Consider the following 24,269-nt stretch of genomic DNA (forward strand, 5'->3'; position numbering starts at 1 on the left):
CGGGCCGGCACGGGCGGAGCCGGGAGCGCGCGGAACGGCCGGTCGGACCCGTGGGCGCGGTGCGCCGGGACCGGCCGGCCGGGCCCGGTGTGGCGTCCGGGAGCTCAGAACTCCCGGCGGCGGCGGAGGCGGAGAGGACGGCCGTCGGGGTCGTCGACCAGGCGGTACAGCGGCGTCGCCCACAGGCGGGTGGGCAGCGTCAGCCGCTCGGGGCGGTGGTGCCGCAGCCGGCCGCGAGGACGGGGTCCCCGGCAGCCCCCGTCGTACCAGGCGTCGAGTGCGTCGGCCGCGGCGTCGAGGGTCGCGACGAAGGCGGCCGGGTCGAGCAGGTCGGCGTCCTCGCTGCCGTCCTCGGCCCGGTCGGTGTGCTCGCGGGCGAGCACCAGCCGCAGGTCGCGGGCGAAGGTCCGGGCGCCGTCGCCGGTGCCGGCCGGGTCGCGCGGCTCGCGGGGGTCGAGGGTGGTGTCGAGGACGGCGGAGGACAGCTCGCTGTCGTGGGTCCAGGAGCGGCGGTTGAAGTTGTCGCTGCCCACGCTGGCCCACACGTCGTCGACCACGCACACCTTCGCGTGCACGTAGACCGGCGTCCCCTCGTGGTTCTCGACGTCGTACACGTGCACCCGGTCCCGGCCGGCCCGGCGGCACATCTCGATCGCCTGCCACCGCCCCACGTACTGCGGCCGCTGGGCGATCGCGCCGTCCTGGTCGGGCACCCGCGGCACGACGACGACCAGGTGCAGGTCGGGGTGCTCGCGCAGCGCGTGGGCGAACAGCTCCGCCACCTCGCCCGACCACATGTACTGGTCCTCGAGGTAGATCAGCCGCCGCGCCCGCCGGATCGCCTTCGAGTAGCCGCGGGCGACCGACCGCTCGCCGTCGGGGGCGAAGTCGTAGCGCGGCCGGATCGCCGGGTAGGTCCGCAGGTTCTGCACCAGGTGCGGCCCCGCGGGCGGCGGGGGCGGCAGTTGGGGCGGCAGCGGGTCGGCGAACATCCGGCTGCGCCGCAGCCGGTCGACGAGGTGCGCGATCGGGTTGCCCGAGTCGGGGTCGGTGGGGTCGTCCCACCGCTCCCGGAACACCGTGTCCACGGCCGCGACCGCCGGACCCCGGACCATCAGCTGCACGTCGTGCCAGGGCGGGGTGGGGCCGTACGCCGCGGCCATCGGCAGCGTCTGCGGGTCACCGCGGTGGTCCGCGTCGTCGCGGCGGCTGTGGCACAGGTCGATCCCGCCGACGAAGGCGGTGTCCCTGGTCGGGTCCTGGTCGTGCCGGCAGACGACCAGCTTCTGGTGGTGGCTGCCCATCCGGCGCACCCGCTGGTCGAGCACCACCAGACCGCCGCCGTCCTCGACCTCCCGGTCCAGGGCCCGGTTCTCACGGGCGCTGAACGACAGCCAGTCCACGTGCGAGCGCCAGACCAGGCCGCGCACGGTCACCCCGCGGCGCACCGCCTCGGTGAACAGCTGGGCGACGGTCGGCCCGCCGGGGCGCAGCTCCTCGTCGGGGTCGCCGCGCCAGTCGGTGAAGAAGAGGTGGTCGCCCTCGTCGAGCTCCTCGACGCACTCGACCAGCCGGTCGAAGTAGGTGGCGCCGTGCACCAGCGGCACGGCGAGGTTGCCCTCGGTCCAGGCCGGCAGCGCCGTGGCCGCGTTGCCCCGCTCCTCGGCACTGAGCAGCCAGTCCTCGGGAGCGGTCACCCGGTGATCACATCGCCCGCGGCGGCCGGACGCAACGGGACCGCGCCGGGCTGATTCACGGGGGAGGAGGCCGGCATCGGTAGCCTGTGGACCCGTGGCCCTCGTCGTGCAGAAGTACGGTGGCTCCTCCGTGGCCTCCGCCGCCCACATCAAGCGCGTCGCGGAGCGCATCGTCGCGGAGAAGAAGGCCGGGAACGACGTCGTCGTCGTGGTCTCGGCGATGGGCGACACCACCGACGAGCTGCTCGACCAGGCCGCGCAGATCACCGACGACCCGCCCGGCCGCGAGCTGGACATGCTGCTCACCGCGGGCGAGCGCATCTCCATGGCGCTGCTGGCCATCGCGATCAGCACGCACGGCTACGAGGCCCGGTCGTTCACCGGCTCGCAGGCCGGGGTGATCACGACCTCCAGCCACGGCAAGGCGCGGATCATCGACGTCACGCCCGGCCGGCTGCGCTCGGCGCTGGACGAGGGCTCGGTCGTCATCGTCGCCGGGTTCCAGGGCGTCAGCCAGGACACCAAGGACGTCACCACGCTCGGCCGCGGCGGGTCGGACACCACCGCGGTCGCCGTCGCCGCGGCGCTGCGGGCCGACGTCTGCGAGATCTACACCGACGTCGACGGCGTCTTCACCGCCGACCCGCGGATCGTCCCCAACGCCCGGCGGCTGGAGACGGTCACCTACGAGGAGATGCTCGAGCTCGCGGCCTCCGGCGCGAAGGTGCTGATGCTCCGCTGCGTCGAGTACGCCCGCCGCTACGGCATCCCGGTGCACGTCCGCAGCTCCTACTCACAGCTCCCCGGCACCGTGGTGACCGGCTCGATGGAGGACCTCAGCGTGGAACAGGCGATTATCACCGGCGTCGCGCACGACCGCAGCGAGGGCAAGATCACCGTCTACGGCGTCCCGGACCGGCCGGGCGAGGCCGCGCAGATCTTCCGCGTGCTGGCCGACGCCGAGATCAACATCGACATGATCGTGCAGAACGTGTCGGCCGAGGCCAGCAAGCTCGCCGACATCTCCTTCACGCTGCCCAAGAGCGACGGCCCGGCCGCGATCGCCGCGCTCGAGAAGGTCAAGCACACCGTCGGCTACAGCGACGTCCGCTTCGACCAGCACATCGGCAAGGTGAGCCTGGTCGGCGCCGGCATGCGCAGCCACCCCGGCGTCTCGGCCCGCTTCTTCGGCGCCCTGGCCGACGCCGGCGTCAACCTAGAGCTCATCAGCACCTCGGAGATCCGCATCTCCGTGGTCTGCCGCGACACCGACGTCGACCTCGCCGTCCGCGCGGTGCACGACGCCTTCGACCTCGGCACCGACGAGGAGGAGGCCGTGGTCTACGGAGGGACCGGACGATGACACAGCAGGGGACCACCTTCTCCGACGACGGCCTGCGGGTCGGGATCGTCGGCGCCACCGGCCAGGTCGGCGCCGTCATGCGCCGGATCCTCGCCGAGCGGCAGTTCCCGCTCGCCGAGCTGCGGTTCTTCGCCAGCGCCCGCAGCGCCGGCAGCACCCTGCCCTGGGGCGACGGCGAGATCACCGTCGAGGACGCCGCCACCGCCGACCCGTCCGGGCTCGACGTCGCGCTGTTCTCCGCGGGCGCGAGCACCTCGCGGGCGCAGGCGCCGCGGTTCGCCGAGGCGGGCGTGACCGTCGTCGACAACAGCTCCGCCTGGCGCCGCGACCCCGACGTCCCGCTCGTCGTCGCCGAGGTCAACCCGCACGCGCTGGCCGAGATCCCCAAGGGGATCGTCGCCAACCCGAACTGCACCACGATGGCCGCGATGCCGGTGCTCAAGCCGCTGCACGACGAGGCGCAGCTGGTCCGGCTGGTCGCCAGCACCTACCAGGCGGTCTCCGGCAGCGGCCTGGCCGGCGTCGAGGAGCTCGACGGGCAGGTGAAGGCGGTCGTCGACAAGGCCGCCGAGCTCACCCACGACGGCGCGGCGGTGGCCTTCCCCGAGCCGCAGAAGTACGTGCGCCCGATCGCGTTCAACGTGCTGCCGCTGGCCGGCAGCGTCGTCGACGACGGCTCGCTGGAGACCGACGAGGAGCAGAAGCTCCGCAACGAGAGCCGCAAGATCCTCGGCATCCCCGACCTGCGCGTCTCGGGCACCTGCGTGCGGGTGCCGGTCTTCACCGGCCACTCGCTGTCGCTGAACGTCGAGTTCGCCCGGCCGCTGCCGGTCGCCCGCGCCACCGAGCTGCTCACCGGGGCGCCGGGCGTGCAGCTCACCGACGTCCCGACGCCGCTGCAGGCCGCCGGCCAGGACCCCAGCTACGTCGGGCGCGTCCGGCAGGACCAGGGCGTCGACGACGACCGCGGACTGGTGCTGTTCGTGAGCAACGACAACCTGCGCAAGGGCGCGGCCCTGAACACCGTCCAGATCGCCGAGCTGCTGCTCCGGCGCTGAGCGGAGTGGCACCCGTCGGCCGTCCGGGGGCCGGGTGGCGGGTCGCCGCGCAGGTCGCCGTCGTCCTCGGGCTGGCGGTGCTCGCCGGGCTGGTCTCGGCGCTGGGGCCCAACGACCCCTGGCACAACTGGTTCGACCTGCGGGTGTACGACGGCGCCGTCGAGTGGTGGCGCTCGGGCCGGCCGCTCTACGACTACACCTTCGGCCGCACCGACTACGGCTTCACCTACCCGCCGTTCGCGGCGCTGGCGGTGCTGCCGATGACGCTGCTGCCGATCGAGGCCGTCGCGGCCGTGCACGCCGGGCTCAACCTGCTGGTGCTGGCCGGGGTCACCGCGTGGCTGGTCGTCCCGCCGGCCCGCCGGCACGGGTGGCCGCCGGCGTTCGCCGTCGCGGCCGCGCTGCCGGTGGTGTTCGTGCTCGAGCCGGTGCGGGAGACGATCGGCTTCGGCCAGGTCAACCTGCTGCTGCTCGCGCTGGTGCTGGCCGACGTCGCCGCGCTGCGTCGCGGGTGGCGGTGGGCCGGCGCCGGCATCGGCCTGGCCGCCGCGTTCAAGGTCACGCCCGGGCTGTTCGTCGTCTACCTGCTGCTGACGCGGCGCCGGCGGGCGGCGGCGGTCGCCGCCGGCACCGCGGCGCTCGCGACCGGGCTGGCGTTCGCCGTCGCGCCGGCGACGTCGTGGCGGTTCTTCACCGGGACGCTGTGGCAGACCGAGCGGGTGGGCCGGCTGGACAAGACCTCCAACCAGTCGCTGCTCGGCGGGCTGGCGCGGCTCACCGACCCCGCGCAGCCGCCGCGGCTGCTGTGGCTGGTCCTCGCGGTCGCCGTCCTCGCGCTGGTGCTCACCCGCGCGGTGCGGGCCGCCCGGGCCGGTGACGACCTGGCCGGCGTGGCGCTCACCGGCCTGGCCGCCTGCCTGGTCAGCCCGATCGCCTGGTCGCACCACTTCGTCTGGCTGGTGCCCGCGCTGGTCGTCCTCGTGGACGTCGCCGCCGGCAGCCCGGCGGCGCCGGGGCGGCTGTCCGGGCGCCGGGCCGCCGCGGCGCTCGCCGTCGTCACCGGGCTGGTGCTGGCGTCGTCGTCGATCTGGTTCGCCGAGGCCGACCCCGGCCACCACCACGACCTCGGCGTCCCGGGGCTCGTGGTCGAGGACCTCTACCTGCTGACGACGCTCGCCGTCGTCGCGCTCCTGCCCGTCAGGGCGACGACACCGTCGGCCCACCGGCCGACACCGCGGCCAGGGGCCGTCCCCGACCGCCGTTGAGCCGATCCCTGGTCCCGGGCGGGAGGTCTCCGCGCCCAGGACCACACGTCACGGTGTGACGTGCCGGAGCGCGAACGACAGCGCCGTCTCGACCTGCCGGATCGTCTCCTCGACGACCAGCGAGCCGTGGCCGGCGTCGAAGCGGTACACCTCGTGCGGGTGGCCCAGCCGCTCCAGCTCGGCGAGGTAGTTCTCGATCTGCCGGATCGGGCAGCGCGGGTCGTTGGCCCCGGCGACGACGAGCACCGGCGCCCGCACCTGCTCGACGTAGGTGATCGGCGAGGACCGCACGTAGCGCTCGTGCACCTCGTCGGGGGAGCCGCCGAACAGCGCCCGGTCGTAGGCCCGCAGGCCCTCCATCTCGTCCTCGTAGGCGGCCAGGTAGTCGGCCACCGGGACCTCGGCGATGCCCGCGGCCCAGCGCTCGGGCTGCGTGCCCAGGCCCAGCAGGGTGAGGAAGCCGCCCCACGAGCCGCCGGTCAGCACCGCCCGCGCCGGGTCGAGGAAGCCCTCGGCGGCCAGCGCGTCGTACACGGCGGCGACGTCCTCGAGCTCGGTGAGCCCGGGCCGGCCGGTCAGCGCGTCCCGCCAGGCGCTGCCGTAGCCGGTGGAGCCGCGGTAGTTGACGTGCACGACCGCGTAGCCGGCGTCGACGTAGGCGGCGCGGCGGGCGCGGTAGGAGTCGTCGTCGGCGGACTCGGGGCCGCCGTGCACCAGGAACGCCGTCGCGTACGGCGCCTGCCCGGCCGGCCGGACGACGAGCGCGTGCACGTCCCCGCCCGGGCCGGGCACCCAGCGGTCCTCGACGGGGTGCGCGGCCGGTGGCTCCTCGCCGGGCGCGGCGAGCACCACCGGCCCGTCGGCGCGGCGGATCACCGGCGGGCGCTCCGACGACGACCAGGCCAGCTCCACGGTCCCGTCCGGGCGCGCGGTGGCCCCGCGGACGACGCCGGACGGGGTGTCCAGCCGCTCCAGCTCACCCGTGGCCAGGTCGTAGCGGTACAGCTCGCTGCGGGCGGCGTGGTCGTGGCCGACCAGCAGCGCCGACCCGTCCGCGTACCAGCCGGCGGTCACGTCGCCGGGCAGGTCGAGCACGATCTCGGTCTCGGTGTCGGCCGCGACGTCCCAGACCAGCAGCTCCTCCCGGCCGCGCCGCTCGTGGCCGACCAGCAGCCGCCGGTCGCCGGGCAGCGGGGCGAACTCCAGCGCGTGCAGGCCGCGGCCCTCGCCGTCCCACTTCTCGGCCACCACCGAGTCGTCGGCGGTCCGCAGCACCCGCAGCGCGGGGTAGCGCGGGTCGCCGTGCTCGGAGTGCGAGATGACCAGCAGCTCGTCGTCGAGGGTGAGGGCGTCGACCGAGGCGGGGTCCTCGTGCCGGTAGACCACCCGCGGCGTCCCGCCGGCAGGCGCCAGCCACAGCTCGCTGCCGTCGTCGGTGGACCGGCCGATGGCCACGAGCGAGGAGCCGATCTCCAGTCCGGCCGGGTAGGCCGGCCCGACCTCCGGGACGGCGACCCGGTCCTCGCCGCCCGCGAACGGCTGCACCATCCAGACGCCGAACTCGTCGCCGTCGGTGTCGGCGAACCACCAGATCGTCTCGCCGTCGGGGGACAGCGTGCCGATCAGCGTGCCGTTGGGCCGGTCGGTGGCCTGGCGGTGCGCGTCGGTGGTGCGGTCCCACGCGTACTGCTCGACGACGCCGCTGACGTCCGAGGCGTACAGGCAGCGCTGCGGCGCGTGCAGCGCCCAGTCGGGCAGGCTGACACGGGGCGCGCGGAAGCGGGCCTGCCAGCGGGCGGTGACCTCCGGGGACAGGACGGGGGCGCTCACCCGCTCATCTTCCCCCGGCGCCCGCACCGGCCGGCTGCCCGCCCCGGGAGCCGCGGCCGGCCCGCCCGGCCATCACCCGCGCCTGCTCGGCCGCGGCCTCGGCGGCGGCGTCGCGGACGTCGCCGATCAGCAGCTCCAGCACGTCCTCCAGCGCCACCAGGCCCACGGTGCGCCGCTCCCCGCCGCCGGCGTCCACCACGCCGCCGAGGTGGGCGCCCTGCGCGCGCATCTCCGACAGCACCTCGGGCAGCCCGGTGCCGGGCGCGATCGGCACCAGCCGGTTGACGTGCTCGTCGGGGATCGGCCGGTCGCGCCCGGCGGCGTCGATGCCCAGCACGTCCTTGACGTGCACGAAGCCGACCAGTGAGCCGTCCCCGCCCTGCACCGGGTAGCGGCTGAAGCCGTGCTCGGCGACGACGGCCTCCAGCTGCCGCGGCGTGGTGGAGCGCGGCACCGTGACGACGGTGTCCATCGGCAGCAGCACGTCCTCGACGGTGTGCTGCTCGAAGGTGAGCGCGCCGGCCGCCAGTGCGCTGACCTCGGTGCCCAGCAGCCCCTCGCGCCGCGACTGGGTGATCATCGAGCGGATCTCGGCCTCGTCGAAGCTGGCCGCCACCTCGTCGGTGGGCGTGACGCCGAACAGCCGCACGAAGCCGTTGGCCGTGGTGTTGAAGAACCAGATGACCGGCTTGAGCAGCCGGGTGAAGGTGGCCAGCGGCGGGCCGAGCGCGATCGCCGCGCGGTCCGGCCCGGCGATCGTGATGTTCTTGGGCACCATCTCGCCGAGCACCATGTGCAGCACGGTCACCAGCGCCAGCGCGATGACCAGCGCGATCGGGTGCAGCAGCGCGTCCGGCACGTGGAGCGCGTGCAGCGGCGCCTCGATGAGGTGGGCGACGGCGGGCTCGCCGACGGCGCCCAGGCCCAGCGAGCACAGCGTGATGCCCAGCTGGGCGCCCGCCATGTTCTGCGACACGTTGCGCATCGCGGCGAGCGTCCTGGCCGCCCGCGCGGAGCCCTCCGCGACGCGCGGCTCGATCTGGTCGACCCGCGCGGACACCAGCGCGAACTCGGCGGCCACGAAGAACGCGTTGCCCAGCAGCAGGCCGACCAGGACCAGCAGGCTGACGACGTCGCTCACGCCGCCGCCTCCTGCCGCACCCGCGAGGCCGTGGCGCCCGGGGGCAGCACCACCGTCCGCTCGGCCAGGATCCGCGCGACCCGGCGGCCGTCGAGGCTCTGCACGGTCAGCCGCGCGCCGTCGAACTCGACGCAGTCGCCGACCTCGGGCAGCCGCTGCAGCCGCTCGGCGAGGAACCCGGCCAGCGTCTCGTACCGCCCCTCGGGCACCGCGATGCCGGTGCGGTCGAGCACCTCGTCGGGGCGCAGCAGCCCGGACAGCACCCACCGCACGTCGTCGACCCGGCGCATGGTGCGCAGCGGCCGGTCGGTCTCGTCGGTGATCTCCCCGACCAGCTCCTCCACGATGTCCTCCAGCGTCACCACGCCGTGCGTGGCACCCCACTCGTCGACCACCAGCGCGATCTGCAGGCCCTGCTCGCGCAGCAGGTCCAGCAGCCGCTCCAGCCGCAGGGACGAGGGGACGGCGAGCACCGGGTCGGCCAGCTCGCCGGCGGTGCGGCGGCCCCGCTCGGCCTCCGGGACGGCGACCGCGCGCTTGACGTGCACCACCCCGGTGACCTCGTCGAGGTCGGAGCCGTAGACCGGGAAGCGCGAGTTGCCCGACTCGGTGGCCGCGGTGATGACGTCGGCGGCGGTGGCGCTGGCGCGCAGCGTCCACAGCCGGGTCCGCGGCGTCATGACGTCGGTGGCGTACTTGGCGCGCAGGCCCAGCGAGCGCTCGAGCAGGCGGGCGGCCACGGGGGAGAGGTCGCCCTCGGCCGCCGACCGGCGGGCCACCGCGGCCAGCTCCTCGGCGCCGCGGGCGGAGTCCAGCTCCTCGCGGGGCTCGAAGCCCAGCCGGCGCACGATCGCGTTGGCCAGCCGCTGCAGCGAGTTGACGACGACGCCCGCGACCGCGGTGAACGCCCGCATCCCCGGCGCCACGACCTTCGCGATGCCCAGCGGGTCGGCGATGGCCAGGTTCTTCGGCCCGAGCTCGCCGAGCAGCATCTGCAGCGTCGTCGCCAGGGCCAGCGCCAGGCCGTAGGAGACGCCCGTGGCCGCCGCCTGGGACAGGCCGAGCGCCTCGAGCGGGCCGTGCAGCAGCTGGCCGATCGCGGGCTGGGCCAGGTAGCCGACGACGAGCGTCGTCAGCGTGATGCCGAGCTGGGCGGCCGACAGCTGGGTCGACAGGGTCCGCAGCGCGGTCGCCACGCCGCCGGCCCGGGAGTCGCCGGCGCGGGCGGCCTCCTCGACGCGGCCGCGGTCGACCGTCGTGAGGGAGAACTCGGCCGCGACGAAGAAGCCGGTGAGTGCCGTGAGCACCACGGCGGCGAGGAGGAGCAGCCACTCGGTCATCGGGTCCGACGGTGCCCGCTGCGGACCGGACTCAACCGGAACGGCCCCGGAACGGTCGAGGGGGCCGCCTCCCGGCGGCCCCCTCGACTGGAGTCGGGGTGACAGGATTTGAACCTGCGGCCTCGTCGTCCCGAACGACGCGCGCTACCAAGCTGCGCCACACCCCGGTGCCTCAACCACTGTACCGTCCCGTTCCCGTGGCCCCCCTGCAGGGTCCCGCCGCGAGCCTGCCGGTGGCGGGGGGCGGAGGGGTCCCTCCTCAGGCCGGCCGCGCCGTCAGCGTGAGCAGGGTCGCCTCGGGCGGGCAGGCGAACCGGGCGGGCGCGTAGGGGCTGGTGCCCAGGCCCGCCGAGACGTGCAGCCAGGTGCCGTTCGGCCGCCCCGGCGCGGGCTCGGCCCAGCGGTGCAGCCAGCGGACCCGGTCCCGGTCGATGCCGCAGTTGGTGACCAGCGCGCCGTAGAACGGCACCCGCAGCTGCCCGCCGTGGGTGTGGCCGCACAGCAGCAGGTCGTAGCCGTCGGCGGCGAAGCGGTCGAGCACCCGCGGCTCGGGGGAGTGGACGACCCCGATGCGCAGGTCCGCCGCCGGGTCGGCCGGGCCGGCGACGGCGTCGTAGTCGTCCCGCCGGATGTGCGGGTCGTCGCAGCCGGCGAACACGATCCGCCGGCCGGCGACGGTCAGCTCCCCGCGGGCGTTGGTGAGGTCCAGCCAGCCGCGGCCGGTCAGCCCGTCGCGCAGGTCGCGCCAGGGCAGCTCGGTGCCGTGCACCCGCTTGTCGGGACGGGTGAGGTAGCTGAGCGGGTTCTTCGGCCGCGGCCCGAAGTAGTCGTTGGACGAGGTGACGAAGGCCCCGGGCCGGTCCAGCAGCGGGTCCAGCGCCTGCAGCACCGTCGGGACGGCGTCGGTCCCGGCCAGGTTGTCCCCGGTGTCGACGACGAGGTCGGGCTCGAGGCCGTCCAGCGCCGCCACCCAGTCGCGCTTGGAGCGCTGCCCGGCGGTCATGTGCAGGTCCGACAGGTGCAGCACGGTCAGCGGCGCCGAGCCGGGGGCCAGCACCGGGACGTCGAAGCGGCGCAGAGTCCAGCGGTTGCGCTCGTACAGCGACGCGTAGGCGACCGTGGAGGCGCCCGCGGCGAGGGTGGCCGTGGGCAGGGCGGTGTACCAGCGCACGGGCCCGAGCCTACGGGCCGTGATCGGCCCCGGCGGCCGGGACGGAGGGCGTCGTGCCAGGCTGAGGGCGTGTCTGACCTGAAGGACCGGCTGCGCGCCGACCTCACCACCGCCATGAAGAGCCGCGACGAGCTGCGCACCGCGACGCTGCGGATGGTGCTCGCGGCGGTCAGCGCGGAGGAGGTCGCGGGCAAGGAGGCCCGGGAGCTGTCCGACGACGAGGTGCTCGCGGTGCTGCGGCGCGAGGCCAAGCGGCGCCGCGAGGCGGCCGAGGCGTTCGACGGGGCCGGCCGTGCCGAGCAGGCCGGCCGCGAGCGCGCGGAGGGCGAGGTGGTGGCCGCCTACCTGCCCGCCCAGCTCGACGACGCCGACCTCGCCGCGATCGTCGCCGACGCGATCACCCGCACCGGCGCGAGCGGCATGAAGGACATGGGCCGGGTCATGGGCGCCGCCAACGCGGCCGTCGCCGGCCGGGCCGAGGGCGCCCGGGTGGCCGCGGAGGTCCGCCGCCAGCTCGGCTGACCCGCGGCCGCCCCCGGGGGCGGGCCGGCCGCGGGTGGGGCCTCAGTTGCCGCCGCGGCCGCCGTTGCCGCCGCCCCAGTTGCCGTTGCCGGGCCGGCCGTCCGCGTCGCCCTGGCCGGCGTCCGCGTCGCCCCGGCCGGCGTCGCCCTGGTCGGGCGTCGCCGTCCCCTGGTCGGGCGCGGGGGCGCTCGGCGCCGGCGCGGGCTGCCCCTGCATCAGCGCGGGGTCGGCCGGCGGGAACGCCGAGGTGGGCTTGTCGGCGAGGAAGGGCGCGAAGGCGTCGTGCCAGATGGTGGCCGGCATGTTGCCGCCGTAGCCGCCGACGTCCTGCTGCTCCTTGGGGTTGAACACCATCACGCTGGCCGCGTACTCGGGCATGACGCCGACGAAGGCCACCGAGTCCCGGCCCTGCGCGGTACCGGTCTTGCCGGCGATCGCGTGACCCGGGATCGCGGCCCGGGTGCCGGTGCCCTCGGGGCTGGCGGTGTCGCCGACCAGGATGTTGGCCAGCGTGTTGGCGATGTTCGCCGGGATCGCGTTCGGCGTGCACTGGTCGCCGCGGACCACGGGCTGGCCGTCGTCGCCGGTGAGCGGCTGGCCGGCGCGGTCGAAGACCTGGACCACCGGGATCGGGTCGCACTGCGTGCCCTGCGCGGCCAGCGTGGAGTAGGCGGTGACCAGGTCCAGCGGGCTGGTGGCCTCGGCGCCGAGCGTGAACGAGCCGAAGTTGCCGTCGATGATCTCGTCGGCGGAGTTCTGGGTGGGCTGGTCGAAGCTCATGCCCATCCGCTCGGCCATGCGCACCGGGCCCTCGACGCTGCCCAGCCGGTCCTCCAGCGCGAGGAAGTAGGTGTTCGACGAGCGGACCAGCGCGCCGACCATGTCGAGGGTGTCGGGGTAGTTGCCGGCGTTCTCCACGCAGTACATGCCGGTCGACTGGGACCGGTCGCCGCCGCAGGAGGGGCCGCGGAAGACCCGCGAGGTGTACTGGTTGCCCGGCGTGCTGATCACGGTGCTGGCCGGGATGCCGGCCTCCAACGCCGCGGCGGCGGTGAACACCTTGTAGGTCGAGCCGGAGCCCTTGCTGGCCGCCGTGTGCAGGACGACGGACTCGCACTGCGGCTCCGCGCAGCCGTACTGCCGGTTGACGCTCATCGCCAGGACCGCGCCGGTGCCCGGCTGCACGGCGGTGAACATGCCGGCGAGCTGGTCGCCCATCGGCAGGGTGTTGAGGACCGCCTGGTCGCCGAGGGTCTGCAGCTGCGGGTTCAGCGTCGTCTGGATGGTCAGGCCGCCGTTGTCCAGCTGCTCCTGGCTGATGCCGAGGACCTGGGTCAGGTACTGCTGCATGAAGGCGCAGAAGAACCCGCCGATCGCGGCGTCGATGCAGCCGTTGGGCGGGCTGATGCCCGGCGCCACCTGCACCGGCTCGGCCATGAGCGCGGCGAGCTGCTCCTCGGTCGTCCCGTCGAGGTGGCCGAGGTCGAACATCCGCTGCAGCACCTGGTTGCGGCGGGTCTGGCCGTTCTCCGGCTGGGTGATCGGGTCGTCGTTGGTCGGGCTCTGCACCAGCCCGGCGAGCATCGCCGCCTGAGGGAGGGTCAGGTCGGCGGCGTTGACGCTGAAGTACTTCTGGGCGGCGGCCTGGATGCCGTAGGCGCCCTGCCCGAAGTACACGATGTTCAGGTAGCGGGTGAGGATCTCGTCCTTGGAGTAGGTCTCCTCCAGCGCCAGGGCCAGCCGGGCCTCGCGCAGCTTGCGGGACAGGCCCTCGACGCCGTCCTGCTCGATGGCCTCCTGCCGCTCCTCGGCGCTGTCGGCGGTCTCCAGCAGGGTCTGCTTGACCAGCTGCTGGGTGATCGTCGAGCCGCCCTCCTGCACCGAGCCCGCGGCCACGTTGGTCACCGCGGCGCGCAGCGTGCCCTGCACGTCCAGGCCGTTGTGGTCGTAGAAGCGCGAGTCCTCGATGTCGACCAGCGCCTGCTTCATCACGTCGGCGATCTGGTCGGACGCCACCACCGTGCGGTTGTGGGCGTAGAAGTTGGTGATCAGCGAGCCGTCGGCGGCGAGCACGCGGGAGTTGCCCGCGGGCGTGGCGTCGGTGAGCTCCACCGGCAGCGCGTCGAGCAGCGACGCGGAGTTGCGTGCCACCAGCCCGCTCCCGCCGACCAGCGGGAAGAGCAGGCCGGCGACGAGCGCGCCGGCCACGACGATCATCGCGACGAGCTTGCCCAGGACTCGGGCGCGGGAGGCAGCAGACATCGCTGCCAATGTACGGGGCCGGGGTGGCCCGGACGGGTGATCAGGCGCGGCGCGCGGGCAGCACGCGGGTGCGCGGCACGCCCGTCGGCGTGTCGTCGTCGGGACCGGTCAGCGCCTCGGCCATGGTGCGCAGCCCGTCGAGGTCGTGGACGTCGCCGGCGGCCGCCGGGACCGCCCGCATCGCCACCTCCGGGTGGGCGCTGGTGAACCGGTCGGCCAGCCGCTGCTCGCGGGCGGCCACGGTCATCCGCTCGGCGTGCACCCGCAGGGCGCCGGCGGCCAGCGCCGCGGCCGGGTCGCCGTCCCCGTTCTCCGCGGCGGCCTCGGCGGCCGCCTCGGCGCGGGTGGCCGACAGCCGCGTGCTCGCCGGCGGGTGGGTGCGGTTGAGCACCAGCCCGGCCAGCGGCATCCCCTCGGCCGAGAGCCGGTCGACGAAGTAGGAGGCCTCCCGCAGCGCGTCCGGCTCCGGCGTCGCGACGACGACGAACCAGGTGCCCGGGCGGCGCAGCAGCTCGTAGGTGGCGGTGGCCCGCTCGCGGAAGCCGCCGAACATCGTGTCCAGCGCGGTGACGAACGCGGAGATGTCGCGCAGCAGCTGGCCGCCGAGGACCTTGCTGATGATCCGGGTGAAGAACACCAGCCCGGCGCTGGCGACGCGCAGCCCGGCCCGGCCCCCGGCGCGGGCCGGCGCGGTGAGCAGCCGGATCATCGTGCCGTCGAGGAACCGGCTCATCTTGTTGGGCGCGTCGAGGAAGTCCAGCGCCGACCGGGACGGCGGGGTGTCGACGACGATCAGGTCCCAGGTGTCGGCCGCCCGCAGCTGGCCCAGCTTCTCCATCGCCATGTACTCCTGCGTCCCGGAGAACGACGAGGACAGGGTCTGGTAGAAGGGGTTGGCCAGGATCTGCTCGGCCCGCTCGGGCGTCGAGTGCGCGGACACGATGTCGTCGAACGTCCGCTTCATGTCCAGCATCATCGCGTGGAGCTCGCCCGCGGCCCCCGGGACGTCGACCCGCCGCGGCTCGTTGTCCAGCTCCACGAGACCCAGCGACTGCGCCAGCCTGCGGGCCGGGTCGATGGTCAGGACGACGACGCGGCGGCCGGCCTCCGCGGCGGCCAGGGCGAGCGCGGCCGACGTCGTCGTCTTGCCGACCCCGCCCGAGCCGCAGCAGACGACGATCCGGGTGTCGCGGTCCTCGATCAGCGAGGCGAGGTCCATCGGCGGCGCGTGCCGGTCGGTCGCCGGCGACGCGGCGGCGCGGGCCGCGCTCACGCCGCCACCTCCGTGCCGAGGTGCTCCTCGAGCCGGTCGGCCAGCTCGAACAGGCAGCCGAGGTCCATCGGCCCGGGCAGCAGCGGCAGCTCCACCGTCGGCCGGTCGAAGGACTCGACCCGGGCGCGCAGCGCGTCCTGCGCCGCCCACCGCTGCGCGTGCTCGACCGCCTCCGCGGCCAGCGCGTCGGCCAGCGCGGGGTCGGCGGGCAGGCCCGCGGCGGTCAGCCCGGGCACGAGGTCGGCGCCGGTGACCGCGCCCTCGGCGGCCCGCGCCAGCGCCGGCTCGGGCAGCACCGGCTCGGTGGCCATGTTCACGATCACGGAGCCGACGGGCAGCTTGGCCTCGGTCAGCTCGGCGATGGCGTCGGCGGTCTCCTGCACCGGCATGTCCTCGAGCAGGGTCACCAGGTGCACCGCCGTCTGCGGGGAGCGCAGCACCGCCATGACGCCGTCGCTCTGCGTCTTGATCGGGCCGGAGCGCGCCAGGCCCGCCATCTCGCTGGTGACGTTGAGGAACTTGGTGATCCGCCCGGTCGGCGGGGCGTCGACGACGACCGCGTCGTAGACCCGCCGGCCGTCCCTGCGCCGGGTCACCGCCTCCTTGATCTTCCCGGTGATCAGGACGTCGCGCAGGCCCGGGGCGATCGTCGTCGCGAAGTCGACGGCGCCCATCTTGCGCAGCGCCCGGCCGGCGCGGCGGAGGTTGTAGAACATCTCGAGGTACTCGAGCAGGGCCTCCTCGACGTCGATCGCGAGCGCCCGCACCTCCCCGCCGTGGCGGGTGACCGCGACCCGGCGCTCCTCGTAGGGCAGCGGCGGGGTGTCGAAGAGCTGGGCGATGCCCTGGCGGCCCTCGCACTCCACGAGCAGGACGGTGCGGCCCTCCGACGCCAGGGCCAGGGCCAGGGCGGCGGCGACGGTGGTCTTGCCGGTCCCGCCCTTCCCGGTGACGACGTGGCAGCGCACGGGGAAGTCGGGGCTCACCCTGACCAGCCTAGGAGCACTCCGGGGACCACGGCCCGTCGCGGGCGAGGCGCACCCGCCGCCGGCCCCCCGGCGCTGCGCTAGCGTCGTCCCCCATGAGTGATCCGGCCCGCCGCAGGTGGGAGTACGCCACCATCCCGCTGCTGATCCACAACACCAAGGCGATCCTCGACTCGTGGGGGACCGACGGGTGGGAGCTGGTGACGGTGCTGCCCGGGCCGACCGGCCCCGAGCAGCCGGTCGCCTACCTCAAGCGCCCGCTGGCCTGAGGCGCCCGCGATGACGCAGGGGATGCAGGCCGGGAGCTGGCACGCGCGGCTGGCCGAACTCGGCATCCGGCTGCCCCCGGTGGCCGCGCCGGTCGCCTCCTACGTGCCGGCCGTGCGCACCGGGGACCTGGTGTTCACCTCCGGCCAGCTGCCGTTCGTCGACGGCGGGCTGCGGCGCACCGGCAAGGTGGGCGGGTCCGTCGACCCCGAGGACGCCGCCGCCGACGCCAAGCTGTGCGCCCTCAACGCGCTGGCCGCCGTCGACGACCTGGTCGGGCTGGACCAGGTGGCCCGGATCGTGCGCGTCGTCGGCTACGTGGCCAGCGCGGAGGGCTTCAGCGGCCAGCCGCGCGTGGTCAACGGCGCCAGCGAGCTGCTCGGCAAGGTCTTCGGCGAGGCCGGCCGGCACGCCCGCAGCGCGATCGGCGTCGCCGAGCTGCCGCTGGGCGCGCCGGTGGAGATCGAGCTGACCGTCGAACTGCGCGGATGACGGCGATCCGCCCGGCGGCGACGGTCCTGCTGCTCCGCGACGGCGCGGACGGGCTCGAGGTCCACCTGCTGCGCCGCACGCGCGGGATGCCCTTCGCCGGGGGGATGACCGCCTACCCCGGCGGCGGGGTGGACCCGCGCGACGGGGACACCGCCGTCGCCTGGGCCGGGCCGCCGCCCGCCGAGTGGGCGCAGGCGCTGGGCTGCGACGAGCGGGTGGCCCGGGAGCTGGTGTGCGCCGCCGTCCGCGAGACCTTCGAGGAGGCCGGCGTCCTGCTGGCCGGCTCACCCGACGGCAGCGACGTCGTGCCGGACGTGTCCGGGGACGACTGGGAGGCCCAGCGGCAGGCGCTGCTCACCCGCGAGCTATCGCTGGCCGAGTTGCTGGCCGGGCGCGGCCTGGCGTTGCGGGCGGACCTGCTGCGGCCGTTCGCGCACTGGATCACCCCGCCGCAGGAGACCCGCCGCTACGACACCCGCTTCTTCGTCGCGGCGCTGCCGGTGGGGCAGGAGGCCCGCGACGTCTCCGGGGAGGCCGACGAGGCCAGCTGGCTGACGCCGGAGGCAGCGCTCACCGAGATGCGGGCCGGCACCCGGCCGATGCTGCCGCCCACGATCCACACGCTGCGCCAGCTGTCGGCCTTCCCCGACGTGGCGGCCGCGCTGGCCGGGTCCCCGCCGGAGCCGCTGCACCCGATCATGCCCGAGCTGCGGACCACGCCCGAGGGACGCTTCGCCGAGCTCCCCGACGGCACCCGCATCGGCCTGGTCGTGCCGCTCCCCTCGTGACCCTCCGGGTCACACCGCGGCCAGGTGCGGTCCCCCAGTTGCGCTGAGCCCTGCCCGCACCTCCTCGCGGAGGCCTCCGGCCCCCACTCGTCGGCGCGCCTCGCGGGGCGGCTCCCCTCGAGTGCTGCGAACGCGAGAGGCCCGGGACCGTGACGGTCCCGGGCCTCTCGCGTTCGATCGTCAGCGCGCGCGGCGGCGGAGGCGGTCCTCGTCGAGGACGACGACCGACTTGCCCTGCAGCTGGATCCAGCCGCGGTGCACGAAGTCGGCCAGCGCCTTGTTGACCGTCTCGCGCGAGGCGCCGACCAGCTGGGCCAGCTCCTCCTGGGTCAGGTCGTGCTTGACGCGCAGGCCGTCGGCCTCGCGGCTGCCGAACCGGTCGGCCATCTGCAGCAGCGCCTTGGCCACGCGGCCGGGGACGTCGGTGAAGATCAGGTCGGCCACCGAGTCGTTGGTGCGGCGCAGCCGGCGGGCGAGCACGTGCAGCAGCCGCTCGCCGACCTCCGGGTGCGCCTCGATCCACGGGCGCAGCACCGACTGCGGCATCTTGGCCAGCTTGACGTCGGTGACCGCGGTGGCCGTGGCCGTGCGCGGGCCGGGGTCGAACACCGACAGCTCGCCGAACTGGTCGGAGGGGCCCATGACGGCCAGCACGTTCTCGCGGCCGTCAGGGGAGCGCCGGGACAGCTTGATCTTGCCGCTCAGCACGATGTACAGGCTGTCGCCCGGCTCGCCCTCGTTGAACACGACCCGACCGCGGGGCAGGGTGATCGTCTCCAGACGGCTGGCGACGGGGTCGACGGCGTCCTCCGAGAGTCCCTGGAAGAGCCCCGACTGGGCCAGCACCTCGTCCACCACGATTTCTCTCCACCCCACCGTTCCGCGCTCGACCTGCGGGGCGTCGGCCCCGCATCCGTACGGAGTCTAGGCGGCTGTGCGCACGGTCACCCGTTCGGAGACACGCGGGGTGACCCACCGGGGTGAGGAACGGCCCCGGGAGCGACGCGGTGTGAGGGTCTAGACCAGCGGTTCGGTGCTCTGGCGGACCCGCGACCGACGGCGGCGGCGCCAGCGCGCCATCGCCCGGCGGATGCCGGAGGCGGCCAGCGTGTCCACCTCGCCCGGGGTCGCCGACTCGAGGAACTCGGCCACCTCGCGCGGGGACGTCGGACGGCGGAGGGGCTCCTCGACGCGTTCCATGACCAGCAGGAACGCGATGACCATCGGGGGGAAGAGGATGACGATGAGCGCGACCACGTCACCTCCCGGGTCCGGTCGCTGCTGAGCGGGCCTGTACAGCCATGGTGGCACGGCCCGGAGGGTGTCGCCGGTGACGCATACCCTCGACCGCGTGTCCACGCCGGCCTACGCCCGCCCCGCTGCGCGCCGTGCTCCCGCCCGACGTCCGGCCGCCGTGCCCTTCGACCCGGACGAGACGCCGCTGGCCCGCACCCGCCGCGCCCGCCGGATGGCCCGTGAGCTGGCCGTCATCCACCCCGACGCGCACTGCGAGCTCGACTTCACCAACGCCTTCGAGCTCCTCGTGGCCACCGTGCTGTCGGCGCAGACCACCGACAAGACGGTGAACAAGGTCACGCCGGTGCTGTTCGCGAGGTACCCCGACCCCGTGGCGCTCGCCGGGGCCGACCGGGCCGACCTCGAGGAGATCCTCAAGCCCACCGGGTTCTTCCGCGCCAAGGCCAACTCGGTGCTCGGCCTGGCGCAGGCGCTGGTCGAGCGCTTCGACGGCGAGGTGCCCGGCCGCATGGCCGACCTGGTCACGCTGCCCGGCGTCGGCCGCAAGACGGCGAACGTCGTCCTCGGCAACGCCTTCGGCGTCCCGGGGCTGACCGTGGACACCCACTTCGGCCGGCTGGTCCGCCGCTTCGGCTGGACCGCCGAGGAGGACCCGGTCAAGGTCGAGGCCGAGGTCGCCGAGCTGGTCCCCAAGCGCGACTGGACCATGTTCAGCCACCGCGTGATCTTCCACGGCCGGCGCGTCTGCCACGCCAAGAAGGCCGCCTGCGGGGCGTGCGGGCTGGCCCGCTGGTGCCCGTCCTACGGCATCGGCCCCACCGACCCCGAGGCGGCGATGAAGCTGGTCAAGACGCCCGCGGCGTCGGACACCGAGTGAGCGCCCGGCGCGCGGCCGCGCTGCTGGCGCTCGGGGTGCTGCTGTCGTCGTGCACCGCCTCGGCCGACGAGCCCGGGGCGCCCGAGAGGGCCACCGTCGCGGAGACGCGGACGGACCTGGCGGCCTGCCCGGAGCAGCCCGGCACGCCGGCCGCCGACGGCGACCTGTCCGGCGTCGCGCCGATCGAGTGCTTCAGCGGCGGCACCCTCGACCTCGGCCGCGCCCCGGGCGTGCCGACCGTGCTGAACCTGTGGGCGAGCTGGTGCGGCCCGTGCCGCGAGGAGCTGCCGCTGGTGCAGCAGCTCGCCGACGCCGCCGGGGACCGCGTCCGGGTCGTGGGCGTGATCAGCCAGGACGGCGTCCCGCAGGCGGCGTCGTTCGCCGAGGACGCCGGCGTGACGATCCCCGGCGCCTTCGACGGGCACGGCGACGTCGCCGCGGCGCTCGGGCTGCGCGGCCTCCCGCACACGGTGTTCCTCGCCGCCGACGGGTCGGTGGCCTCCGTGCGGACCGGCGCGGTCGAGTCCCTCGACGAGCTGCGCGCCCTGGTCGCCGAGCACCTCGGGGTGCAGCTGTGACCGGCCTCCTGCCCGGCGCCGACACCACCGGCCTGCCGGACTACCTGCTGCGGCTGGTGGCCGCGGCGGCCGACCTCCCGCTGCGCCACCGCACGCAGGCGGCCACCGACACCGCGCGCCGGTCCGCGGTGCTCGTCCTGTTCGGCGAGGGCCCGCGCGGCGCCGACGTCCTGCTCATCGAGAAGTCGGCGCTGCTGCGCACGCACGCCGGGCAGCCGGCGTTCCCCGGCGGCGGCGCCGACCCGGGGGAGGACTACCCGGTGGGCACCGCGCTGCGGGAGGCGCAGGAGGAGGCCGGCGTCGACCCGGACGGCGTCCGGGTGCTCGCCACGCTGCCCCAGCTGTTCCTCGGGCCGTCGGACAACCTCGTCGTCCCGGTCGTGGCGTGGTGGGACGACCCGCGCGACGTCGCCGTCGGCGACCCGCGGGAGGTGGCCCGGGTGGCCCGGGTGCCGCTGGCCGACCTCACCGACCCGGCCAACCGGTTCCGCGTGCGCCACCCGGCGGGGTACGTCGGCCCGGCGTTCGGCGTGGCCGGGATGGTCGTGTGGGGCTTCACCGCGGCGCTGCTGGACGCCGTCCTCGAGGCCGCGGGCCTCGCGCGGCCCTGGGACGTCCGCGACGTGCGCCCGCTGTCGGCGGCCGGTGCGCGGCCGGCGGCCGCGCCCGGGGCCCTGGGGGAGGGCGGCGCCGAGGACGCCGCCGCGCCGACGGTGGCCGACGGCACGACCGGGGACGCCGCGACAAGTACGGTTCCGCGGCGATGAGCAGGATCTGGACGCGCCGCCTCCCGGCGGCGCTGACCGGCGCGGTGCTGGCGGCCGGGGTGCTGGCCGGCTGCGGCTCCGGCGACGACGGCGGCGGTGCCGCGGCGCCGTCGAGCCCCGACGCGTCGCTCGGCACGGTCACCACGGCCGAGGACGGCGTCCAGGAGGTCACGATCCAGACGCCGGACGACTACGTGTTCGTCCCCGACACCTTCACCGTGGCGCCGGGGCGGGTCCGGCTGACCGTGCAGAGCACCGCCACGCAGGCCACCCACAACTTCCGCTTCACGCCCGGCGCCGGCGTCGAGGAGATCCCCGAGGAGATCCCGCTGCTGGCCGCGGGCGAGACGGAGACCATCGAGTTCGAGGTCACCGCCCCCGGCGACCACCCGTTCGAGTGCAGCTTCCACGTCCAGCTTGGCCAGACCGGCGTCATGACGGTGCGCGGCTGACCCATGTCGCTGGTCGACCTCGTCCTCATCGCGCTGGCCCTGGTCTTCGCCTTCTCCGGCTTCCGGCAGGGCCTGCTGGTGTCGGCCACCTCCTTCCTGGGCTTCCTCGGCGGCGCCGTGCTCGGCGCCCAGCTGTCCGGGCCCGTCGCCGACCGGCTCGACGGCTCACCGGTCACCCGGGTGTTCGCCGCGCTCGTCGTCGTCCTGGCGGGGGCGCTGCTCGGGCAGGTGCTGGCCGGGGCGATCGGGCGGGCGGTGCGCCGCCGGGTCACCTGGGAGCCGGCCGAGGTGCTCGACTCGGTCGCCGGCGCCGTGGTGTCGGCGATCGCGGTGCTGCTCGTGGCGTGGATGGTCGCCACCCCGCTGGCCACCGCGCCGTTCCCCGGGCTGGCCGGGCAGGTGCGCAAGTCGGCGCTGGTGCAGGCGGTGGACCGGGCCGTGCCCGACGGCGTCCGGGCGGTCTACGACTCGCTGCGCGAGGCGATCGACCGGCGTGGGCTGCCCGACGTCCTGGACCCGCTCACGCCGACCCAGGCCCGCGAGGTCGAGGCGCCGGACGCGACGCTGGCCGCGAGCCCGGTCGTCGGGCAGGTGCAGGGGTCGGTCGTGAAGATCAGCGGCATAGCGCCGTCGTGCTCGCGGCAGATCGACGGCTCCGGGTTCGTCTACGCGCCCGGCCGGGTGATGACCAACGCGCACGTGCTCGCCGGCGTGGACGCCCCGGTCGTCGAGGCCGAGGGCGAGGAGTACGAGGCGACGCCGGTGTACGTCGACGAGGAGGTCGACGTCGCGGTGCTCGCCGTCCCGGACCTCCCGCAGGTGCCGCTGGCCTTCGCCCCGCAGGTCGCCGGCACCGGCGACGACGCGATCATCATGGGCTACCCGGGCGGCGGGGGGCTGTTCATCGGCCCGGCGCGCGTGCGCGACGAGGGCCCCATCAGCGGCCCGGACTTCCGCGACACCCGCACCGTGCAGCGCGACGTCTACGCGCTCTACGGCGAGGTCCGCGCCGGCAACTCCGGCGGGCCGCTGTTCGACCCGGCCGGGCAGGTCCTCGGCGTCGTGTTCGCCTCGGCGATCGACGACCCCTCCACCGGCTACGCGCTCACCGCCCAGCAGGTCGCGCCCGCCGCCACCGCCGGCGCCACCGCCACCGCCGAGGTCGACACCGGCCCGTGTGAGTGAAGGACCCCGCTGCCCCTCCACCGCTCGCCGGCCCGCGGTGGGCCCCTGCAGCGGGGCCGCCGCTGACCGGGAGAGGCTGTCAGCCGGCCGCCCAGCCCGCGATCGCCGCCGTGACCTCGGTGGCGGCCTCCTCGGGCGGGAAGTGGCCGATGCCGGGGAGCTCGCACCACTCGTAGGCGCCGGCCACGTAGCGGCCCGAGCCGCGGGCGGTCCGCGGCAGCAGCAGCGGGTCGGCGTCGCCGTGCAGCTGCAGCGTCGGCGCGGTGACCGGCGCGGCCATGCGGCGGGCGTAGCGCAGCCCGTCCGGCCGCAGCTGGGAGCGCCCGGCCCAGCGGAAGTACTCCATGGCCCCGTAGGCCGCCTGCGGGATCCGCGCCGCCGACCGGTACCGCTCGACGGCCTCGGCGAAGTCGGCGGTGTGCGTCCAGTCCCGCCCGGCCCAGTTGCGCAGGAACTCGGCGACCGGGTCGTCGTCGGTGCGGGTGAGCCGCCGCTCGGGCAGCCGCGGGACCTGGAAGCCCAGCACGTGCCGCAGCGCCCGCCGCTGGGCGGGGTCGCGCAGCCCGTTGCGCAGCAGCCGCGGGTGGGCCATCGAGACGACGACGAGGCGGCGCACGCTGCGCGGGTGCAGCGCGGCCATCGTCCAGGCGACCAGCCCGCCCCAGTCGTGCCCGACGACGACGGCGTCCCGCTCGCCGAGGGCGCGGACCAGGGCCGCGACGTCGTCGGCCGCCGTCGGCAGGTCGTAGCCGCGCGGCGGCTTGTCGCTGGCGCCGTAGCCGCGCAGGTCCGGCGCGACCGCCCGGAAGCCGGCCGCGGCGAGGACCGGCAGCTGCGCGCGCCAGGTCCACCAGAACTGCGGGAACCCGTGCAGCAGGAGCACCAGTGGGCCCTCGCCGGCCTCGGCCAGGTGCAGCCGGACGCCGTTGGCCGAGACGTCGCGGTGGATCCAGGAGCCGGGCAGCAGGACGCTGGTGGCGTCGGGACGCTCGTCGGCGGGAGCGCCTCCGGACCTCGCGGCGCTCAGACCAGGTAGGTGTCGGGGGAGCGTCGCTCGACGCGCCCGTTGCTCACCGTCGGCAGCGCACGGCGCCGCTGGCCCGGCTGCTCGCGGTGCATGACCTCGGGCAGCTCGCGCAGCGACTCCAGGGTCCGCTCCGGCTTGTCGATCCGCTTGATCATGCGCACGCCGACCAGTGCGGCGAGGCCGGCGATCAGCAGCAGGCCCGCGGTGACGATGAGGTAGGAGATCCAGCGGGGCAGGCCCAGCCAGGTGAACAGCTCGGCGAGCATGATGAACAGGAAGATGCCGGCGAAGGCCACGAGCACCCCGGCGGCGGCGAACAACCCGCCGCTGATGCCGGCCTTCTTCGCCGAGCGGCCGATCTCGGCCTTGGCCAGCTCGATCTCCCCGCGGATCAGCGTGGAGACGTCGGCCATGGCGCTCTGCACCAGCACGCCCACGGAGGGGTCGGCGCTGACGGCATGCCGCCCGGCGGGCTGGGTGGTCGACGCGCTGTGGGCCACGGGGGCTCCTCCCTGGTCGGACTGGATCGGCGGCCGCGGACGGCCTGGGGAGGATCTTGCCCCGTCACCGCCCGGATCACGCACCCGGAACCCGATCGGGCGCCCGGGACGCGGGAGGCCCTGCGCCACTCCGGCGCGCCCCGTCGGGCGGAGGGCCTCCGGGGGCTCAGT

At 75.4% G+C, this 24,269-nt stretch carries 24 protein-coding genes and 1 tRNA gene; 12 read left to right on the forward strand and 13 right to left on the reverse strand.

What is annotated here, in order from left to right; all coding sequences use genetic code 11:
- Positions 1-104: 104 nt before the first annotated feature.
- Positions 105-1,697 carry a phospholipase D family protein gene (locus ACI79Z_RS18420; protein ID WP_387987451.1) on the reverse strand — a complete coding sequence of 531 codons (1,593 nt, stop codon included), beginning with the start codon at positions 1,695-1,697 and terminating at the stop codon, positions 105-107.
- 94 nt (positions 1,698-1,791) lie between these two features.
- On the opposite strand from ACI79Z_RS18420, the gene ACI79Z_RS18425 reads away from it, so the two are divergent.
- From ACI79Z_RS18425 to ACI79Z_RS18435, 3 genes are read left to right on the forward strand one after another with little or no spacing between them, the layout of a single operon-like run.
- Positions 1,792-3,060 carry an aspartate kinase gene (locus ACI79Z_RS18425; RefSeq protein WP_387987449.1) on the forward strand — a complete coding sequence of 423 codons (1,269 nt, stop codon included), beginning with the start codon at positions 1,792-1,794 and terminating at the stop codon, positions 3,058-3,060.
- Positions 3,057-4,118 carry an aspartate-semialdehyde dehydrogenase gene (locus ACI79Z_RS18430; protein ID WP_456903443.1) on the forward strand — a complete coding sequence of 354 codons (1,062 nt, stop codon included), beginning with the start codon at positions 3,057-3,059 and terminating at the stop codon, positions 4,116-4,118. The genes ACI79Z_RS18425 and ACI79Z_RS18430 overlap by 4 nt, the downstream gene beginning before the upstream one ends.
- A gap of 5 nt (positions 4,119-4,123) precedes the next feature.
- Entirely contained in the window at positions 4,124-5,383 is a 1,260-nt protein-coding gene (locus ACI79Z_RS18435; RefSeq protein ID WP_456903444.1) for a glycosyltransferase 87 family protein, read from the forward strand.
- A gap of 48 nt (positions 5,384-5,431) precedes the next feature.
- Here the strand turns inward: ACI79Z_RS18435 and ACI79Z_RS18440 are convergent, their stop codons facing one another.
- The 5 genes from ACI79Z_RS18440 to ACI79Z_RS18460 form a co-directional block, all read right to left on the reverse strand.
- Positions 5,432-7,213 (reverse strand): S9 family peptidase, encoded by a 1,782-nt coding sequence (locus tag ACI79Z_RS18440; protein WP_387987443.1) that lies wholly within the window; start codon positions 7,211-7,213, stop codon positions 5,432-5,434.
- 4 nt (positions 7,214-7,217) lie between these two features.
- Positions 7,218-8,354 (reverse strand): hemolysin family protein, encoded by a 1,137-nt coding sequence (locus ACI79Z_RS18445; protein ID WP_387987441.1) that lies wholly within the window; start codon positions 8,352-8,354, stop codon positions 7,218-7,220.
- Positions 8,351-9,694: a hemolysin family protein gene (locus ACI79Z_RS18450; protein ID WP_387987439.1), complete on the reverse strand. Its 1,344-nt coding sequence runs from the start codon at positions 9,692-9,694 to the stop codon at positions 8,351-8,353. Before ACI79Z_RS18450 ends, ACI79Z_RS18445 begins: the two co-directional genes overlap by 4 nt.
- A gap of 93 nt (positions 9,695-9,787) precedes the next feature.
- Positions 9,788-9,861, reverse strand: a tRNA-Pro gene (locus ACI79Z_RS18455).
- 92 nt (positions 9,862-9,953) lie between these two features.
- A complete protein-coding gene (locus ACI79Z_RS18460; protein WP_387987437.1) occupies positions 9,954-10,865 on the reverse strand; it encodes a metallophosphoesterase in 912 nt (303 codons plus the stop codon).
- A gap of 69 nt (positions 10,866-10,934) precedes the next feature.
- On the opposite strand from ACI79Z_RS18460, the gene ACI79Z_RS18465 reads away from it, so the two are divergent.
- The gene (locus ACI79Z_RS18465; RefSeq protein ID WP_387987435.1) at positions 10,935-11,387 is read left to right on the forward strand and encodes a GatB/YqeY domain-containing protein; all 453 of its coding nucleotides are present in this window, start codon (positions 10,935-10,937) and stop codon (positions 11,385-11,387) included.
- Positions 11,388-11,429: 42 nt separating this feature from the next.
- Here the strand turns inward: ACI79Z_RS18465 and ACI79Z_RS18470 are convergent, their stop codons facing one another.
- Genes ACI79Z_RS18470 through ACI79Z_RS18480 form a run of 3 tightly spaced genes read right to left on the reverse strand, consistent with a single transcriptional unit; the run spans position 11,430 to position 15,908 of the window.
- On the reverse strand, positions 11,430-13,649 hold the full coding sequence (locus ACI79Z_RS18470) for a transglycosylase domain-containing protein (protein WP_387987433.1): 2,220 nt from the start codon (positions 13,647-13,649) through the stop codon (positions 11,430-11,432).
- 40 nt (positions 13,650-13,689) lie between these two features.
- Positions 13,690-14,922: an ArsA family ATPase gene (locus tag ACI79Z_RS18475; protein ID WP_387987431.1), complete on the reverse strand. Its 1,233-nt coding sequence runs from the start codon at positions 14,920-14,922 to the stop codon at positions 13,690-13,692.
- A complete protein-coding gene (locus ACI79Z_RS18480) occupies positions 14,919-15,908 on the reverse strand; it encodes an ArsA-related P-loop ATPase (RefSeq protein WP_456903445.1) in 990 nt (329 codons plus the stop codon). Before ACI79Z_RS18480 ends, ACI79Z_RS18475 begins: the two co-directional genes overlap by 4 nt.
- A 95-nt stretch (positions 15,909-16,003) precedes the next feature.
- Between ACI79Z_RS18480 and ACI79Z_RS18485 the strand changes: the two genes are divergently transcribed.
- Genes ACI79Z_RS18485 through ACI79Z_RS18495 form a run of 3 tightly spaced genes read left to right on the forward strand, consistent with a single transcriptional unit; the run spans position 16,004 to position 17,455 of the window.
- A complete protein-coding gene (locus tag ACI79Z_RS18485; RefSeq protein ID WP_387987427.1) occupies positions 16,004-16,177 on the forward strand; it encodes a hypothetical protein in 174 nt (57 codons plus the stop codon).
- A gap of 10 nt (positions 16,178-16,187) precedes the next feature.
- Complete coding sequence (locus ACI79Z_RS18490; RefSeq protein WP_456903446.1) at positions 16,188-16,667, forward strand: RidA family protein; 480 nt, start codon at positions 16,188-16,190, stop codon at positions 16,665-16,667.
- Positions 16,664-17,455, forward strand: coding sequence for an NUDIX hydrolase (locus ACI79Z_RS18495; RefSeq protein ID WP_456903447.1), 792 nt, complete (start codon positions 16,664-16,666; stop codon positions 17,453-17,455). The genes ACI79Z_RS18490 and ACI79Z_RS18495 overlap by 4 nt, the downstream gene beginning before the upstream one ends.
- A 180-nt stretch (positions 17,456-17,635) precedes the next feature.
- Here the strand turns inward: ACI79Z_RS18495 and ACI79Z_RS18500 are convergent, their stop codons facing one another.
- Together ACI79Z_RS18500 and ACI79Z_RS18505 are read right to left on the reverse strand one after the other, a co-directional pair.
- Positions 17,636-18,313 (reverse strand): Crp/Fnr family transcriptional regulator, encoded by a 678-nt coding sequence (locus tag ACI79Z_RS18500; protein ID WP_456903448.1) that lies wholly within the window; start codon positions 18,311-18,313, stop codon positions 17,636-17,638.
- A 159-nt stretch (positions 18,314-18,472) separates the two neighbouring features.
- Positions 18,473-18,712: a hypothetical protein gene (locus ACI79Z_RS18505; RefSeq protein ID WP_387987421.1), complete on the reverse strand. Its 240-nt coding sequence runs from the start codon at positions 18,710-18,712 to the stop codon at positions 18,473-18,475.
- Between the two features lie 94 nt (positions 18,713-18,806).
- Between ACI79Z_RS18505 and nth the strand changes: the two genes are divergently transcribed.
- From nth to ACI79Z_RS18530, 5 genes are read left to right on the forward strand one after another with little or no spacing between them, the layout of a single operon-like run.
- Positions 18,807-19,589: an endonuclease III gene (gene nth, locus ACI79Z_RS18510; protein WP_387987419.1), complete on the forward strand. Its 783-nt coding sequence runs from the start codon at positions 18,807-18,809 to the stop codon at positions 19,587-19,589.
- Positions 19,586-20,167, forward strand: a complete 582-nt coding sequence (locus ACI79Z_RS18515) for a TlpA family protein disulfide reductase (RefSeq protein WP_387987417.1) — start codon at positions 19,586-19,588, stop codon at positions 20,165-20,167. Before nth ends, ACI79Z_RS18515 begins: the two co-directional genes overlap by 4 nt.
- Positions 20,164-20,934, forward strand: a complete 771-nt coding sequence (locus tag ACI79Z_RS18520; protein WP_456903449.1) for an NUDIX hydrolase — start codon at positions 20,164-20,166, stop codon at positions 20,932-20,934. Before ACI79Z_RS18515 ends, ACI79Z_RS18520 begins: the two co-directional genes overlap by 4 nt.
- Positions 20,931-21,386, forward strand: coding sequence for a cupredoxin domain-containing protein (locus ACI79Z_RS18525; RefSeq protein ID WP_387987413.1), 456 nt, complete (start codon positions 20,931-20,933; stop codon positions 21,384-21,386). The genes ACI79Z_RS18520 and ACI79Z_RS18525 overlap by 4 nt, the downstream gene beginning before the upstream one ends.
- A gap of 3 nt (positions 21,387-21,389) precedes the next feature.
- Positions 21,390-22,571: a MarP family serine protease gene (locus tag ACI79Z_RS18530; protein WP_456903450.1), complete on the forward strand. Its 1,182-nt coding sequence runs from the start codon at positions 21,390-21,392 to the stop codon at positions 22,569-22,571.
- 79 nt (positions 22,572-22,650) lie between these two features.
- On the opposite strand, the gene ACI79Z_RS18535 is transcribed toward ACI79Z_RS18530, so the two are convergent.
- On the reverse strand, positions 22,651-23,454 hold the full coding sequence (locus tag ACI79Z_RS18535; protein ID WP_387987409.1) for an alpha/beta fold hydrolase: 804 nt from the start codon (positions 23,452-23,454) through the stop codon (positions 22,651-22,653).
- A 140-nt stretch (positions 23,455-23,594) separates the two neighbouring features.
- Positions 23,595-24,098 carry a phage holin family protein gene (locus ACI79Z_RS18540; protein WP_387987408.1) on the reverse strand — a complete coding sequence of 168 codons (504 nt, stop codon included), beginning with the start codon at positions 24,096-24,098 and terminating at the stop codon, positions 23,595-23,597.
- Positions 24,099-24,269: the final 171 nt, after the last annotated feature.

The sequence above is a fragment of the Geodermatophilus sp. SYSU D00663 genome, from assembly GCF_054050655.1.

What these genes read in the sequence shown, in the direction of transcription:
- ACI79Z_RS18495 (WP_456903447.1), top strand. Translation starts at nt 16,664, where the DNA reads ATGACGGCGATCCGCCCGGCGGCGACGGTCCTGCTGCTCCGCGACGGC.
- ACI79Z_RS18525 (WP_387987413.1), top strand. Translation starts at nt 20,931, where the DNA reads ATGAGCAGGATCTGGACGCGCCGCCTCCCGGCGGCGCTGACCGGCGCG.
- ACI79Z_RS18430 (WP_456903443.1), top strand. Translation starts at nt 3,057, where the DNA reads ATGACACAGCAGGGGACCACCTTCTCCGACGACGGCCTGCGGGTCGGG.
- ACI79Z_RS18450 (WP_387987439.1), bottom strand. Translation starts at nt 9,694, where the DNA reads ATGACCGAGTGGCTGCTCCTCCTCGCCGCCGTGGTGCTCACGGCACTC.
- ACI79Z_RS18470 (WP_387987433.1), bottom strand. Translation starts at nt 13,649, where the DNA reads ATGTCTGCTGCCTCCCGCGCCCGAGTCCTGGGCAAGCTCGTCGCGATG.
- ACI79Z_RS18490 (WP_456903446.1), top strand. Translation starts at nt 16,188, where the DNA reads ATGACGCAGGGGATGCAGGCCGGGAGCTGGCACGCGCGGCTGGCCGAA.
- ACI79Z_RS18530 (WP_456903450.1), top strand. Translation starts at nt 21,390, where the DNA reads ATGTCGCTGGTCGACCTCGTCCTCATCGCGCTGGCCCTGGTCTTCGCC.
- ACI79Z_RS18485 (WP_387987427.1), top strand. Translation starts at nt 16,004, where the DNA reads ATGAGTGATCCGGCCCGCCGCAGGTGGGAGTACGCCACCATCCCGCTG.